The 15,869-nt window shown below is 62.6% G+C and carries 13 protein-coding genes; 11 read left to right on the top strand and 2 right to left on the bottom strand.

The features are described from left to right. Positions 1 to 117 precede the first annotated feature (117 nt). From LH19_RS21395 to LH19_RS21385, 4 genes are all read left to right on the top strand, one after another. Positions 118 to 507: a DUF305 domain-containing protein gene (locus LH19_RS21395; RefSeq protein WP_234716201.1), complete on the top strand. Its 390-nt coding sequence runs from the start codon at positions 118 to 120 to the stop codon at positions 505 to 507. Position 508: 1 nt separating this feature from the next. Continuing rightward, positions 509 to 1,033 (top strand): DUF411 domain-containing protein, encoded by a 525-nt coding sequence (locus tag LH19_RS21390; protein WP_054731757.1) that lies wholly within the window; start codon positions 509 to 511, stop codon positions 1,031 to 1,033. After that, on the top strand, positions 1,014 to 1,394 hold the full coding sequence (locus LH19_RS28840) for a hypothetical protein (RefSeq protein WP_145923556.1): 381 nt from the start codon (positions 1,014 to 1,016) through the stop codon (positions 1,392 to 1,394). Before LH19_RS21390 ends, LH19_RS28840 begins: the two co-directional genes overlap by 20 nt. 343 nt (positions 1,395 to 1,737) lie before the next feature. Continuing rightward, positions 1,738 to 4,209, top strand: coding sequence for a TonB-dependent receptor plug domain-containing protein (locus tag LH19_RS21385; protein ID WP_054731756.1), 2,472 nt, complete (start codon positions 1,738 to 1,740; stop codon positions 4,207 to 4,209). A gap of 36 nt (positions 4,210 to 4,245) precedes the next feature. Here LH19_RS21385 and LH19_RS21380 read toward each other — a convergent pair whose 3' ends face one another. Further along, positions 4,246 to 5,151 (bottom strand): LysR substrate-binding domain-containing protein, encoded by a 906-nt coding sequence (locus LH19_RS21380; RefSeq protein ID WP_054731755.1) that lies wholly within the window; start codon positions 5,149 to 5,151, stop codon positions 4,246 to 4,248. Positions 5,152 to 5,206: 55 nt separating this feature from the next. On the opposite strand from LH19_RS21380, the gene LH19_RS21375 reads away from it, so the two are divergent. The 7 genes from LH19_RS21375 to LH19_RS21345 all read left to right on the top strand — a co-directional run bounded on the left by LH19_RS21375 (position 5,207) and on the right by LH19_RS21345 (position 14,886). After that, positions 5,207 to 6,277, top strand: a complete 1,071-nt coding sequence (locus LH19_RS21375) for an amino acid ABC transporter substrate-binding protein (protein ID WP_234715992.1) — start codon at positions 5,207 to 5,209, stop codon at positions 6,275 to 6,277. A 62-nt stretch (positions 6,278 to 6,339) separates the two neighbouring features. Further along, positions 6,340 to 8,466: an ABC transporter permease subunit gene (locus LH19_RS21370; RefSeq protein ID WP_054731753.1), complete on the top strand. Its 2,127-nt coding sequence runs from the start codon at positions 6,340 to 6,342 to the stop codon at positions 8,464 to 8,466. Beyond that, on the top strand, positions 8,456 to 9,703 hold the full coding sequence (gene metC / locus LH19_RS21365) for a cystathionine beta-lyase (protein ID WP_054731752.1): 1,248 nt from the start codon (positions 8,456 to 8,458) through the stop codon (positions 9,701 to 9,703). Before LH19_RS21370 ends, metC begins: the two co-directional genes overlap by 11 nt. After that, a complete protein-coding gene (locus LH19_RS21360; protein ID WP_054731751.1) occupies positions 9,700 to 10,452 on the top strand; it encodes an amino acid ABC transporter ATP-binding protein in 753 nt (250 codons plus the stop codon). Before metC ends, LH19_RS21360 begins: the two co-directional genes overlap by 4 nt. A gap of 284 nt (positions 10,453 to 10,736) precedes the next feature. Beyond that, complete coding sequence (locus LH19_RS21355) at positions 10,737 to 13,439, top strand: TonB-dependent receptor domain-containing protein (RefSeq protein WP_054731750.1); 2,703 nt, start codon at positions 10,737 to 10,739, stop codon at positions 13,437 to 13,439. An 11-nt stretch (positions 13,440 to 13,450) separates the two neighbouring features. Continuing rightward, positions 13,451 to 14,155, top strand: a complete 705-nt coding sequence (locus tag LH19_RS21350; RefSeq protein WP_054731749.1) for a PepSY domain-containing protein — start codon at positions 13,451 to 13,453, stop codon at positions 14,153 to 14,155. Further along, entirely contained in the window at positions 14,152 to 14,886 is a 735-nt protein-coding gene (locus LH19_RS21345) for a PepSY domain-containing protein (RefSeq protein WP_054731748.1), read from the top strand. The genes LH19_RS21350 and LH19_RS21345 overlap by 4 nt, the downstream gene beginning before the upstream one ends. 4 nt (positions 14,887 to 14,890) lie before the next feature. Here LH19_RS21345 and hutC read toward each other — a convergent pair whose 3' ends face one another. Further along, positions 14,891 to 15,661, bottom strand: coding sequence for a histidine utilization repressor (gene hutC, locus LH19_RS21340; protein ID WP_082395996.1), 771 nt, complete (start codon positions 15,659 to 15,661; stop codon positions 14,891 to 14,893). Between the last annotated feature and the right edge of the window lie 208 nt (positions 15,662 to 15,869).

Here is a 15,869-nt window from a genome sequence, read left to right as displayed (position 1 = left end):
GTCAGTTTATGAGTTTACGGCCTAGAAGTTTCGCGGGGTGGCGACACGTCGAGGAGAAATGCCGTGAAACCAGCCTATCGCAGCCTCGGGCTGCAGACAATCGTCAGCGGCGTCATCATGTATCTGGTGATGTTCGTCATGATCGACCGCCTCTCGAGCTTCTACAATAATCTCAACATGCTCTACATGACGCTGATGATGGTTTCGCCGATGGTCGTGCTGATGATCGTCGCGATGCCGGGCATGTTCCCGTCGAAACGCCTTAACACGCTCCTGCTGCTGGGATCGGTAGTCGCCTTCTTCGGGAGCTTCGCGCTCATCCGGACGCAGACGACGATCGGCGACACGGCCTTCTTGCGTTCGATGATCCCGCATCATTCGGGCGCGATCCTCATGTGCGAACAGGCGTCCCTCAAGGATGCCGAAATACGCCAGCTTTGCCGTGGCATCATCGCGGGACAGGCGGCCGAAATCGAACAGATGAAAACCATTCTTGCCAGGAAATGACATGAAAAGTCCGATGACGCGCCGTCACCTTCTCGGTCTGATTGCCGTCGGCTCGGGGATGGGGCTTGCGGCATGCAATTCTTCCTCGGGACCGGCGGCAACCAGCGACAAAGACGGCGGGGCTCGCGAGCCCCGCGCCGATGCCGCGAACATCCGGCAGATGCTCGTCTATCGCGATCCCGAATGCGGATGCTGTGAAGCCTGGGCGGATATTGCGCGCGCGGCGGGCTATACGGTGACCGTTGAGAACCGTTCCGACATGCCTGCCGTAAAGGCGCAATATGGTGTGCCCGACGAGCTTGCTTCGTGTCACACCGCGATCGTCGGTGGCTATGCCATCGAAGGTCATGTGCCGATGCCACATGTCGCGAAGCTGCTTCGCGACAAGCCGCGCGACATTCGCGGGATCGCCGTCCCTGGCATGCCGCGCGGATCTCCGGGCATGGAAATGCCGGATGGAAGCACCGACGCCTTCGAAGTGATGGCGTTCGCCGGCGACGGCAAGGTTGCGCAATTTCGCGCATGAGCTGTCGGAACGACAAGTGGAGATTGATATGACGAGATATATTCCCCTCGCGAGCGCCGCAGCGCTGATGGTCGCACTGGCGGGATGCGGCGCCGAGCCTACGCAGAAGAGCGACACGGCGCCGGAACAAAGCGAAGTCCCTGCCGGTGAGGCCCCGGCAATGGTCGAGACCACGCCGGCTGCCGACAAGACGCCAACAGCCCCTGAAGCGGCACCGACAGAAGCAGCAAGGCCGGCGGAGAATTCCAAACCTGCCGCAAAACCTGCTGTTCCGCCGCGAGCGAAGGCCGCGCAGGAAGCGCCGAAGCCCGTAGAACCCGAACCCGATCCGCACGCCGGGCACGATATGGATAAAAAGTAAGAGATCATTTGCCGATGAGGCTTGTCGGCCGGCCGCCCAAGGACAGCCGGCATGAAGCGCCCGCCGGGACTGGAAATCACCGGCGGGACCGGTCGCCTGTTCGTCGCCATGGCGGGCGGCACCCGAAGATCATGCTGTTTGCGCCGGAACCCGTCCGGAAGAATGGAACGGCGAGGCCGCGGATTGGGCGCGGCGCGACGCCGTCCGGCACGGAGCGAGGGATATAACCATACGGAATAACCATCTCGTTTGTAGCGATGAGTCGTGATTATTTCTGGTCATGCCACGGTCGCAAAGATAGCTCGGTGGCGAAGCCGAGAGCTTTCGTAAATGGGAGGGGACCATGAGAAAATTGCTTCGCACCAGTGGCTCGATTATTGCCGTTCTGGTCGCCACGTCGGCCGTCGCCGCTTTCGCACAAGATACCGCCGAAGAGGCGCCGAAGCCGGGAATGACGCAGAGCGAAATCATCGTGACGGGCACGCGGCGAAACGATCTCAAGGCGGCCGATTCCGCTCAGCCGATCGACATCATCACCGGCGCCGAGCTGCTCGAAAAGGGCACGGCCGACATGAACGACCTCCTCCGCACCGAGGTCCCGTCGCTCAACGTCCAGCGCCTCGTCAGCAACGACGGCGCCGTCTTCACCCGACCTTTCTCGCTGCGCGGCCTGCCGCCGGACCAGACGCTGGTGCTCGTGAACGGCAAGCGGCGCCATCGCGGCGCGACGGTCCAGTTCACCAATGTTCCCTATATCCGGGGATCGCAGGGACCCGATCTTTCGGCGATCCCGTCGATCGCGATCGGCCAGCTAGAGGTTCTGCGCGACGGCGCGTCGGCGCTCTATGGATCGGATGCGATCGCCGGCGTCCTTAATTTCGGTCTGCGCCGCGACCGCGAGGGCGGGTTGCTGATCGCTCGCTACGGCCAATTCTACAAGGGCGATGGTGAGGATTTTCTCGTCCAGGGCAATGTCGGGCTTCCCTTCACCGACGCCGGTTTCGTCAACATCAGCGGCGAATATGTGAACGCCAGCACGACGTCGCGCGGCATCCAGCGTCCCGACGCACAGGCGCTCATCGATGCCGGCGTTCAGGATGTTCCGGTCCCGGCGCAGCGCTGGGGAAATCCCGAATCCGAGGCGGCGCGCATTTTCGTCAATGCGGGCATCGATCTGTCGGAGGAGATGGAATTCTACACCTTCGGCAACTACAGCTGGAGCCGCGGCACGACGGCCTTCTTCTACCGCAATCCCAATGCCAGCTTCATTTCCACCTCGATTCCGCTCACCAATACGCCCGGAGGACAGCGGTTCAGCTTCCGCCAGCTCTTTCCCGGCGGCTTTACCCCGGATTTCGGCGCGACGGTGACCGACGCCGCGCTTGCGGCCGGCCTCAAGGGCGAATTCTCCTCGGGCCTGACCTATGACGTCAGCGCTTCCTATGGTCAGAACCATGCTTCCTACCGGATCGACAATACGGTCAATCCGTCGCTTGGCCTCGCGTCGCCAACGTCCTTCAAGCCGGGACAGCTCGAGCAGCGCGAACTCGCTTTCAATCTCGATCTCACTTACCCCATTGCGATCGGCACCTCCGATCCGCTGACGCTTGCCGGCGGTCTCGAGTATCGGCGCGAGACATATGAGATCACAGCCGGCGACATCGCGTCATGGCAGGTTGGGCCTTTCGCGTCGGTTATCGATCCCGATACCGGGAACCGCGTCGGACTGCCGGTCGGCTCGAACGGCTTCCCGGGCTTCAGTCCCATCCAGGCGGGTGAGTTCGCGCGCAGCAACTGGGCCGCCTATACGTCGCTTGAAGGCAATCTCACCGACTCGCTCCAGTTCGGCCTTGCCGGCCGCTACGAGAATTATTCGGACTTCGGCTCGAAATTCACCTGGAAGGTCAATGGGCGATATGATTTCTCGGACGTCTTCGCGGTGCGCGCATCGGTCAACACCGGCTTTCGTGCGCCGACGCCTGGCCAGTCGAACGCCTCGCAGGTCCAGACCAACATCGACTCGATAACCGGGGCGCCGCTGACCGCGGGCATTATTGCGCCCAACAATCCGGTGGCGCAATTCTTTGGCGCGACGCCGCTTCGGCCCGAGAATTCGTTCAACTTCGCGGGCGGCCTCGTCGTGAAGCCCTCCAATCGCATCACCTTCACGCTCGACTATTTCAACATCAAGGTCGAAGACCGGATCGCCGTATCGGGCAATTTCAATCTCACCCCGGCGCAGCGCGCGCAGCTCGCGGCGCTCGGTATTCCCGGCGGGGACTCCTTCCAGCAGGTGAGCTTCTTCACCAACTCCTTCGACAGCCGTACCCAGGGCGTCGATGCGGTGCTCACCGTGGGCTTCGACCTCGGCGGCGGCAAGGCCACGCTCGGTCTCAACGGCAATTATACCAAAACCGATGTCATCAAGGCCTCGCCGGTGATCACTGCGGACCGCGAGCGTCTGCTCGAGCTTGAGGGCTTCGTTCCGAAGTGGAAGGGCAATGCGTCCTTCACCTACGCGGGTGAGCGCTTCGGCTTCGTCGCACGTGCAAATTATTACGACAAATGGACCGACTATGGCGCGGCGCCGGCTGCCGACCAGACGGGCGGTGCCGAACTATTGGTCGATCTCGAGCTGTCCTACAAGGTCAGCGACATGCTCAAGCTTGCGGTCGGCGGCGAGAATATCTTCGACAATTATCCTGACGTCGAGGCGCGGCAATCCCAGATCAACAACGGGATTCGATATCTCCGCTTCGCGCCGACCGGGTTCAACGGGGGCTTCTGGTACGTCCGCGCGACCGCCTCCTTCTGATCGGTGGCCGTGAGGCCCGTGCGGCGACCTGTGTCTTCAGCTGGCGTCGGAGCCGAACATCGCGTCGCGGTGGGATTCGAGCACCGCGATAAAGGCCGCAGCGACTTGGGACATCGGCCTCAACTTCGGCGTGAAGAGCATATATTCGAAATAGACCTCCGGCGCGAAATCACGGACCGTAAGGCCCCGCTCGGCATAATCCGCTGCGGTCACGGGGTTGAGAATCGAACATCCGACCCCCTGCATGACAAGCGCGCAGATGGTCATCGCATATTGGGTTTCGATGACCATCTCGCGGTGGACGCCCGCGTCTTCGAAAATGCGGTCGATGCGGTGACGCACGCCGTCCTCGAGCGCGAGCGAAATGAAGGGCTCACCTTCGAGATCGGCCGGCCTGATGACGTCCTTGGCCGCGAGTCGGTGACCGGCAGGGAGAACGCAGGCGCCAGGGCAGCGCAGGAAGCGCTCCATCCTTATGCCGGGCAGTTCGCGCGCCGGCGTTGCGAGCCCGATGTCGAACTGCTGGTTCGCCATCCATTGCCGCACCGTCGAGGAGCTGCGGGTCTGGAGCTGAACGGTGACGCCGGGATGTGTCTCGCGAAAGTCCGCGATCACGCGCGGCAGGAAACTGACCGCGAGCGCCGGGAGGGCGGCGATCCGGAGCGTACCGGTCGCCATGTTGCGAATGTCTTCCGCTACCCGCTTCAGGGCCGCAATACCCGAGAAACTTCGCTCGACTTCGTAGAAAAAGGCGTCGGCTTCGGGCGTCACGGTGAGCGCGCTGCCGCGCGAGCGCAGGAAGAGCTGAAAGCCCAGCTGATGCTCGAGCTCGGCAAGCATCTTGCTCACCGCGGGTTGCGACAGGTTGAGCGACTGCGCGGCCTGGGTGACCGATCCGGAGAGCATTACGGCTCTGAAGGCTTCGAGGTGACGCAGGTTCATTGGACATCGCTCCCTATAGCTATTTCTTATGGCGCTAGCATCGAAAGTCTCGATTATGAATAGGTCGCACGCACCGCGCCGCTGGCTTCCGGCGCTGCTCGCCGCCGGCGCCCTGCTTCTTGGCGGCTGCGACCGCGAGCCGGCCGGCACTGGCGGATATGAGATTGCCGCGGCGAAGGGATCTACGCTCGCGCGGATTCGCGCGCGCGGAACGCTCAATTGCGCCATTCATACGGGGCAGCTCGGTATGTCCTATCTCGACAAGCGCGGGCGCTGGCAGGGGTTCTTCGTCGATTATTGCCGGGCGCTCGCCGCCGCGGTCCTCGGCGATGCCCGCAAGGTCCGGTTCATGCCGGTCGCCTCGAACAAGCGCTTCACGATCGTGCAGACGGGCGAGGCCGACGTCCTGTCGCGGACGACGACATGGACGCTGACGCGCGATACCGACCTCGGGGTGAATTTCGTCGGCACCATGTATTACGACGGGCAGAGTTTTCTGGTGCCGCGTCGGTCGGGCGTGCGGCTGCCCGCAGATCTTGACGGCGCGTCGATCTGCATCACCAAGGGAACGACCTCTGAACTCAACACCGCCGAATATTTCGAGCGCAAGGGGCTGCGCTTCCAGTCGGTCGTGTTCGAGAATCCCGAGGAAGCCAAGCTCGCCTTCTTTGCCGGGCGGTGCGACGCGATGACCACAGATGCCTTCACGCTGACGGTGATCCGTCTCGCCGATACCACGCATCCGGACGATTATGTTGTGCTGCCCGAACGACTCACCAAGGAGCCGGTAGGCCCCGTCGTGCGCAGCGACGACGAGCAATGGTATGAGATCAACAAATGGGTGCTGAACGCGCTCTTTGCTGCCGAGGAAATGGGGGTCACCCGCGCGAATGCAGCGCGCATGCGCGTGACCTCGCGTGACCCCGAAGTGCGCAAGATGCTCGGCGGCCTGCCCGGATTCGGCAAGTCGCTCGGACTCGACGATGACTGGGCGTATCGGGCGATCGAAGCGACGGGCAATTATGGCGAAATCTTCGACCGGCACATTACGCCGCTCGGCGTCGAGCGCGGGCAAAATAAGCTCTATCGGGACGGCGGGCTGATCTACCCGTTGCCGATGCGATGACCCATACGCAGAGGCGCCTTGTAATCGCTGCGTTGCCCTGGCTGCTTTTGGCGGGCGGAGTTGTGGCCGCCTACGGCCTGTTTGCGACATTGGCTGACAATCTTGCGGACCGAAACATCCGGACGGGGTTCGGTTTCCTGTTCGACCGGGCGGGCTTCGCGATCGGTGAAACGCTGATCGCCTACGCGCCGGGCGATTCCTATGCCGCGGCGCTGGCGGTGGGTCTTCTCAACACGCTTCTGATATCGGCGCTCGGTATTATCTTCTCGACCTTGCTCGGCCTTGCAGTTTGTATGGCGCGCCTGTCGACGAACTGGCTGCTTGCTCGGCTCTCCGGCCTCTATATCGAGCTGGTTCGCAACATCCCGCTGCTGCTCCAGATGTTTGTCTGGTACGCCGCATTGTTGTTCGGTCTCCCTGCTCCCGGCCAGGGTGATGTCGGTGCGGTCGATCTCGACAACCGCGGACTGCACCTCCCGGCGCTCACGCTCGCCGATCCAGTAACGCCGCTATTGCTGATCGCGCTTGCGGCTTGCGCTTTTCTGTTTGTTGCCTATCGGCGCAAATATGTTGGAGCCGGGACCGCGCTAGCCCTGACCGGCATTGTCATCCTTCCGTTTTTGCTGTGGGGCGCGATCGATCTGCCGCGGGCGGGGCGTTTCGGAACCATAGGCGGCCTCTCGCTCTCCACCGAATTTCTGACGCTGGTCGCCGGCCTTTCCGTCTATGCCTCGGCCTATCTGGCCGAGATATTCCGCGGCGCGATCCTCGCGGTTCCCGCGGGGCAGCGCGAAGCCGCGAAGGCGCTCGGGCTGTCGCCGGCTCAGGCGATGGGACGGATCGTGGTTCCGCAAGCGCTGCGCATCGCGATACCGCCGATGACGAGCTGGCATCTCAACACGATCAAGAACAGCTCATTGGGCGTGGCGATCGGATATCCCGAGTTTGTTTCGGTCGTCGACACCGTCATCAGCCAGACGGGCCAGGCGATCGAGGGCGTCGGCCTGATCGTTCTGACCTTCCTCCTGCTTTCGCTGTCCTTGTCACTCGTCACCGGCCTCTACGCGCGCCGGATGGGGTGGAGCGTTACCGGACAGCCCGGCCGGAGCATCCAGACGGCGACCCTCGAACCGTTTCCGCTGCGCTCGATCGCCGCCTGGCCGTCGTGGATCCGGCGCAACCTGTTTAGGGGAGGGCGCCAATCGATCCTGACGGTCTTAATCCTCGCCCTCGCCGCGCTGGCTGCCGGCAAGGGCCTGTCCTGGCTGTTGATCGACGCGACCTATTCCGGGGGCGCGGCCGAGTGCCGCTTGGCCAGCGGCGCTTGCTGGCCTTTCCTCCGCGAAAATGCGCGGCTCATATTGTTCGGAACCTATCCCGAAGCCGAGCAGTGGCGCTCTGCGGCGGCGGCGGCCATACTGCTTTCCTGCCTCGCGCTCTCCTTCGTCCCGCGATTCTGGAGCAGCCGCCTCGGTCTTGCCTGGCTCGGCGCGATCGCGATCGCCATGCTCCTGCTGCGCGGTGGGGTCGCGGGCCTCGCTTATGTGCCGATGGAGAAGTGGAGCGGCCTGCCGGTCACATTGCTGCTCGCGAGCATCGCAGTGGTCGGCGCTTTCCCTCTCGCCATCCTTCTCGCATTCGGCCGCAGGTCGGCGCGGCGCGGCATTCGCTGGCCGAGCGTCGCGTTCATCGAGCTGGTTCGTGGAACGCCCCTCATCGGCGTGCTCTTTCTCGCTGCGGTCCTGTTCCCGCTGTTCGTGCCCTCCTACCTCTCGATCGATAGCCTGCCGCGCGTCCAGCTCGCGCTCATCCTCTTCACCGCTGCCTATATGGCGGAGGTCATCCGGGGCGGCTTGCTGGCGGTTCCCGGCGGGCAGGCCGAGGCCGCGCAGGCCCTGGGTCTCGCCAAGTGGCAGGCGCGGCGCCACATTCAGTTGCCGCAGGCGCTGAAAGTGAGCGTGCCGGGTCTGGTCAACACCTCGATCAGCGAATTGAAGAACACGACGCTTGTCCTCATCGTCGGCGTCTTCGACTTGTTGCAGACGACGCGCCTTTCCTACGTCGAGGCGCAATGGCGGCCCTATTTCGCCGAAGCCTATCTTTTCACCGGGGCAATCTTCTTCCTCCTCTGTTTCTCGCTGTCCCGGCTCAGCATGAAGATCGAACGGAAATTATACCATGCAGGATAATCACGACCGAGAATGGCCCGCCGGGCCGACGAACCCGAACGGGCGCGCCTGGCAGGATCCGACCCGTGCCGTTCATGCCGGTCCCCGACCGCGCGATCAGCGTGGCCTCATCAATCCGCCCGTCGATCGGGCGTCGACCATCATCTACGATAGCGTCGAAGCCTATATGGACCGGCACCAAGGTCTCTATGACGAGGTCATCTACGGCCTTTACGGAACGCGCACGACTTTCGCGCTCGCCGAGGCCGTGAGCGAACTCGAGGCCGGCTACGCGACGGTCATCACCTCGTCGGGAACGAGCGCGATCGCGCTTGCCCTCACGGCATTCGTCGGCGGGGATGACCATCTGCTCGTCGCGGACTGCGTCTATGGGCCGACCCGCAAATTCCTGACCGATGTGCTCGCGCGCTTCGGAGTCGAGGTGGAATATTTCCGGCCCGATATCGGCTCGGACATCGCCGCGCTGTGCCGTAGCAATACCCGGCTCATCTATATGGAGACCCCGGGCTCGCAGACGTTCGATATGATCGACGTGCCCGCGATAACGGCGGTTGCGCGCAGCCGGGGAATTGTGACCGCCATCGACAACACCTGGGCGACGCCGCTTTTCTTCAAGCCCCTCGCTCATGGCGTCGATGTCTCGGTCGCGTCGGCGACCAAATATCTCTCGGGACACTCCGATTGCCTGCTCGGAACGATGACGGCCGCAAGCGAGACCATCTACCGCCAGCTCAAGGACGCTGCGGCGCGTTGGGGGAATTGCGCGAGCCCCGACAATTGCTATCTGGTCCACCGGGGAATTCGAACTCTCGACACGCGCCTTGAGCGTCATCAGCGCACCGCGATGACGCTGATCGACTGGTTTCTCGAGCAGCCCGAGGTGGTCGCAGTCCGCTATCCGGCCCACCCCGCCGATCCGGGTCATGCGATCTGGAAGAGAGATTTCACCGGTGCGTCCGGATTGTTCGGCGTCCAGCTCGATCGCCTGACTCCAGCTGAAACAAGCAGCTTTTTCGACAATTTCTCGCTTTTCCAGCTCGGCTCCAGCTGGGGCGGCTTCGAAAGCCTCGCGGTCCCGGCATGGCCCGCGCCGATACGCGATTTTCCCAACGGCGAGGCCGACGGCGCGCTGATCCGCATTCACGCGGGGCTCGAGGCGCCGCAGGATTTGATCGTCGACCTCGATGCGGCCTTCGGGCGGGTGCGGGCCATGCGCGGCGGACGGAAGACATCATGACGGATGCTTCGTCTCCAGCGGCTGTCAGCCTTCGGCAAGTCGAGAAATATTACGGCCCCTATCACGCGCTCCGCACAATCGACCTCGAAGTTGCGCCGCGCGAGCGGGTTGTCGTTTGCGGACCTTCAGGCTCGGGCAAGTCGACGCTCATCCGCTGCATGAACATGCTCGAAGTGCCCGATTCCGGCGCGGTCCTGATCGAGGGCACCAAGGTGACGGACGCCTCGCGCGACGCCGCCGCGGCGCTTCGCTCGGTCGGCATGGTCTTTCAGCAGTTCAATCTGTTTCCGCACAAGACGGTGCTCGAAAATTGTACCCTCGCGCCCGTCCTTGTCGGCGGCGTCGCCCTTCCGGAGGCCGAGGCGCGGGCTATGTCCTATCTCGAAAAAGTGAGGATTGCGGATCAGGCGAACAAATATCCGGGGCAGCTTTCGGGCGGGCAGCAGCAGCGGGCAGCCATCGCGCGCGCGCTGGCGATGGAACCCCGGATTCTTCTCTTCGACGAGCCGACATCGGCGCTCGATCCCGAGATGATCAAGGAAGTGCTCGACGTCATGACCGCCCTTGCTGGCGAGGGGCGGACGATGGTGTGCGTGACGCACGAGATGGGATTCGCGCGCGAGGCGGCCGACCGAATATTGTTCATGGACCAGGGGCAGATCATCGAGGATGCAAAGCCTGTCGATTTTTTTGCCGCTCCGAAAAGTGAACGTGCGCGGACGTTCCTGGAACAGATACTGTCGCATTAGGCGGCCCCGTGCCAGCCGCACCGCGTTGCGCCGGCCTACTTATCCTGTCATTTCATAAGTAAGGTGAAGGAAGGGGCAGGTGGCTCCTTGCGCGAAAAGGCTCAGGCCTGGAAAAAAATTTCAAAATCGATGAGGGGTAACGCTTTGGCATGCGTATTTAATGCGTGTCTTGCGCCCCCATTTTCTTGTATAACTAATTGAGATAATTCAAGAAATTCCTATTGACCTGTATATACATTTGATGCTCTCTGAGGGGAATCAGCCAACCATCAGGGGGTTTCGCTATGACCAAGACATTTTTGCTCGCCAGCGCCGCAGTGGTCGCTACCTTTGCGACGCCGGCTTTTGCGCAGAGCGACGCTCCGGCGCAGCCGCCCGCCGCCGAGGATGCCCCGAACGGCTCGGACATCGTCGTAACCGGCTCGCGCATCCGCCGGCAGGATCTGGCGGGGGTTGGTCCGGCAACGGTCGTGTCGGCCGAGCAGATCGAAAATACCGGTGTCGTCAATATCGAGACGGTGCTGCAGCGCTTGCCCGCCAACGCCGGCTTCGCGGGCAACCAGACTTCGGCCTATTGGGCGAACAATGGATATGGCACGGCGCAGGTGAACCTGCGCGGTCTCGGCATCAAGCGCACCCTCGTCCTGCTCAACGGCCGCCGCCTCGTCGCGGGCGGCACCGGGGCGAACTCCTCGCCCGACCTCAACATGATTCCCGTCGCGGCGCTCGCACGCACCGATGTGCTCAAGGACGGCGCCTCGGCAATCTACGGTGCCGACGCGATGGCGGGCGTCGTCAACCTCGTGACCCGCACCGACTATGAAGGTCTTGGCCTCAGCGTGCGTCAGGGCATCACCGAAAAGGGCGACGGGTCGGACTTTACCGCCGACCTCCTCTGGGGCGTCCGCAATGATCGCGGCGGCTTCATGGCGGCCGTCACCTATCAGAAGACCAAGGCGGTCAACATGGCGAGCCGCGCGCCCTGCTCGCTGGCGGAAACCACGCCCGGCATGCTGAGCTGCGTCAACAGCGCCTCGACGATCGGCGGCCGCGCGGTGCTGCCGAACGGCCAGCAGATCAACTTCAATCAGGTGCTGGGCGGCAACGGCAATTTCTTCGAGCCGTACAGCGCGGCGAAGCACAATTTCAACTCGAACCCGTTCCTCAACGCGGTTAGTCCCGTCGAGCGCGTCAGCACGGCCTTCTTCGCCGACTATGATTTGACCGACAATATCGAGGCGTTCGGCGAATTCCTTTACACCTTCCGCAAGTCGAACCAGATCGCGACGCCCGGAACGCTTCGTAACCTCTCGATCGCGGCGAGCAATCCCACCAATCCGACGGGGCAGAATATCGTCCTCGTCCAGCGCCGCCTCGCCGAGCCCGGCCCGCGCCAATTCTTCCAGGAAACCGACACCTGGCAGGGCACTTTCGGCCTCCGCGGCAAGCTCTCGAACAATTGGGGATGGGAAATCGCCGGCGCGTTCGGCCGCAACACCGCGGTCGACGGCTCCACCAACATCGCCAATCTTGAGCGAGTGGCGAATTCCCTCGATACGACCAAGTGCAGCCTCGCGGCGGGGGCTTCGATCCCCTGCGCCGACTATCTGGGTTTCGGCGACCTGACCCCCGAAGTGCTCGACTATATCCTGTTCACGTCGCGCGACCGCGGTGGCAATGAGCTCGCGACGGTGACGGCCGATATCAACGGCGATCTCTTCAAGCTGCCCGCGGGACCCGTCTCCTTCGCGGCCGGTGTCGTCTATCGTAAGGAAAAGGGTTGGCGCGATCCGGACCCGCTGACGGTGCTTGGTATCGCGAACACGAACCAGCAGGATCCGATCTCCGGAACGAGCACGGCGAAGGAAGCCTATCTCGAACTGTCGGTGCCCGTTCTGGCCGACACACCCTTCTTCCAGTCGCTTACTCTCGATGGCGCGGTTCGCTACTCGAACTACGACCTGTTCGGCAGCGACTGGAACTACAAGGGGAGCGTCGACTGGGTCATCAACGACAGCTTCCGTCTGCGCGGCACCTACGGCACCGGCTTTCGCATTCCGAACGTCCCCGAATTGTTCGGCGGCGTCTCCGAGGGCAATCTGACGACCACCGACCCCTGCTCGCGCTATGCGACAAGCGGAAACGCGACGCTGATCGCCAATTGTCAGGCGTCGGGCGTGCCGGCCAATTATGTTCAGCTTGGTACAACGATCCTGACGACGGTCGGCGGCAACGAGAATCTGAAACCCGAAAGCTCGACGACTTGGACGGTCGGGACGGTGATTTCACCGAAGGGACTGGTTCCGGGACTCTCGCTCACTGCCGACTGGTTCGACATCAAGATCAAGGATGCGATCCGTGCTATTCCCGGGTCGACCAAGCTCGGCATCTGTTATGCGAGCCAGAATCTGTCGCATCCCTTCTGCGAAGATTTTACGCGCAGCCCGCTGACCGGCGAAGTCACCTTCCTCTCCGCGCAACCGATCAATACGGGCCGCGAGGAAATGAACGGCCTCGATCTGGGTCTCGTTTACAACAATGACATCGGCAGCATGAACGTCTCGCTTGACGTCAACGTGACCTATCTCAACAAATATGTCGTCCTGCCCTTCCCGGGCGGCGCGCCGATCGACTTCGACGGCTTTATCGGCGGCGGCAATGGCGGTTATCCGAAGTGGCGCGGCTATGGCGTGCTGACCGCCGAAAAGGATGGTGTCAGCGCGACCTGGTCGACCCAGTGGATCGGCAAGGCGACCGACTTCAATGCGGCGCCCGGCGAAATCGGCTACAGCACGCCCAATGTCTTCTACCACAATCTTCAGGTCGCTTTCGAAATCGACGAGAAGACCCGCTTCCAGGTCGGCGTCGACAATCTTTTCGATCGCAAGGCGCCCTATATCCAGAGCTTCACCGATGCGAACACCGACACGATGACCTATGACCTGCTCGGACGGCGTTTCTACGTCGGCTTCCGCACCGCGTTCTGAGGGTAATCGATATGGCGATCCGTTGGCCGCTGCTCGTCCGGCGAACGCATAAATGGCTGGCCCTGGTGGTCGGCGTCCAGGCGCTGCTCTGGACGCTGACGGGCTTCTACATGGTGGTCGTGCACATCGACACCATCCATGGCGACCATCTCGTGCGCGCGCCGATGGTTCAGCCCTTCGACCTCGCGGGCCTCGCGCCGCCGTCGCGGATCGTTGCGGCCGCACCGGGTGCGTCCGAGGTTCGCTTGCAGCGTTTCTTCGATCGCCCCGTCTGGCGCGCTGAAACTCCCGAAGGGGCGCGGCTGTTCGATGCCCGCTCGGGTGCGCCGCTGCCTGCGCTTACCGAGTCCCAGGTCCGCGAGCAGGCGCGGCGCATCTACACCGGCGACGGCAAGATCGTGTCGGTGCGGCTGTTGACCGAAGCGCCACAGGAAATGCAGTCGCGCAAGCCGCCCTATTGGCAGGTCGAGTTCGAGGGCTGGAACCGCCCGATGCTCTATCTGTCGCCGCAGACGGGCGAGTTGATCTCGCGGCGCCACGCACTCTGGCGCGTCTTCGACTTCGCCTGGATGCTCCACATCATGGACTATGACGAGCGCACCGACGTCAACAATCCGCTGCTTCGCGTCGCGACCTGGAGCGCCTTCGCCATGGCGCTCACCGGAGCTTGGTTGCTGATCTGGTCGTTCCAGCGCCGCAAAAGGAAGAAGGCATGAAGAAAATCCGTTTCACGCCGCTCTTCTTTCGGCGCATCCACAAATGGGTCGGTCTGATCCTCGGGCTCCAGTTCCTGCTCTGGGCTTTGAGCGGCTCGGTGATGGCGCTGCTCGACAAAGACAAGGTCGGCGGCCACGGCGGCGGAATGAGCCACGCGCATCCCTTGCCGGCCGGCGAGTATTTTGACGTCGCCGCCTTGCCGCGCGGTGAGCCCGTCACCGGGCTGGTTTTGCGCGATCTTGGCGTCCGACCGATCTACGAGCTCCGCACCACCAAGGGCGTGCGGCTGGTCGACGCTACGAGCGGCGAGAATATTCGTGTCGATGAGGGGATGGCCCGCGAAGTCGCATCGATGATGAACGAGGCACCAATCCGAAAGGTGAGCGTGATTGCGAAGCCGAATCTCGAATCACGCGACCATGAAGGTGCGATGTGGCGCGTCGACTTTGCCGACGCCGATAATAGCAGCGCCTATGTCGCGCTCGACAACGCGCGCTTTCTCGTCATGCGCGGCGACACGTGGCGGACGTGGGATTTCTTCTGGATGCTCCACAATATGGATTATGTGAACCGGAAGAGCTTTAACCACCCGCTGATCATCTTCGTCGCTTTCGGCGCGCTGTGGCTTTCGGGGACTGGTTTCTATCTACTCTTTAAAAGCTTCAGCCGCGCCGATTTTCGCTGGCTGCGCCGTCGGCGCAAGCCCATCGTTACCCGCAGCACGGTCTGACCCGTCAGTCGTCGACCGAAAAAGCTGCGGAAAGCTCGAAGCGCGTGCCGGGATGGGAGAGCCAGGCGTGCGATACCAGCCGACCGTTACTCCAGGTCCGCCGCGTCATGCGCAGAACAGGTTCCCCCTCGTTGAGACCAAGCATGCCGCGCGTGCGCGCGTCGGGCATTTCCGCGCGGACGCGGTGCTCGACCCGCTCGAGCGGCGCAGTGCGCGTCAAATATTCGTTGGGCGTCAGCTGCGTGAAATCGAGCGTGCCGTAATCGGGCGCGGCGGACGCAAGCACGAACCGCTCCTCGAGCTGGATCGGAAACTCGGCCTCGTGATGGACGATGACCGAGTGGAAGATTTTCGTGCCTACCGGAACCTCTAGCAGTGCGGCAGTCTCGGCGCCGGCCTTTTCCTCGAGATTCTGGATGACCCGGGCCCGGTAGTCATGACCGCGTCCGCGAATTTCCTCGGCGATGTTCCGGATCTCGATCATGTGCCCGATTGGTTTGGGTTCGGCGATGAACGAGCCGCTGCCGGCGCGGCGCACAATGATACCGGCGGATTGCAGTTCGCGAAGGGCCCGGTTCGCCGTCATGCGTGAAACATCGAATTGCCCGACCAGTTCCGCTTCCGACGGCACCCGGTCACCTGGCTTGAGGCGGCCATCGCGAATCGCATCATAGATGCTCTGCTTGATCGCGGCATAGCGCGGAGGCGTATCCGGGGAAGCGCCATGGGTGGACCGTTTGGCGTTGTTCGAGGTCATTCCGGGGATGAGATCCATCACCCGTCTATACAGGTGAAACTGCTTAAATTCCAAGCGCTCCGACATATTTCGTTGAAAACGTCGAACCGCATTGCCGAGCGATTCTCCTCACGAAGCTTCGGTTTTCGAGACCTTAGGTATCCACCGTGCATGCCGGGAGAAAAATTTGGTGCTTGGCACGACGTCGGTTGGGGGCAGCGACGGTTTCGACCGATGCGGAACAGCC

The sequence above is a fragment of the Sphingopyxis macrogoltabida genome (assembly GCF_001314325.1).
GTDB lineage: Bacteria > Pseudomonadota > Alphaproteobacteria > Sphingomonadales > Sphingomonadaceae > Sphingopyxis > Sphingopyxis macrogoltabida.
The sequence above is the reverse complement of the archived record's forward strand: the minus strand, read 5'-3'. Positions and strand labels throughout refer to the sequence as shown.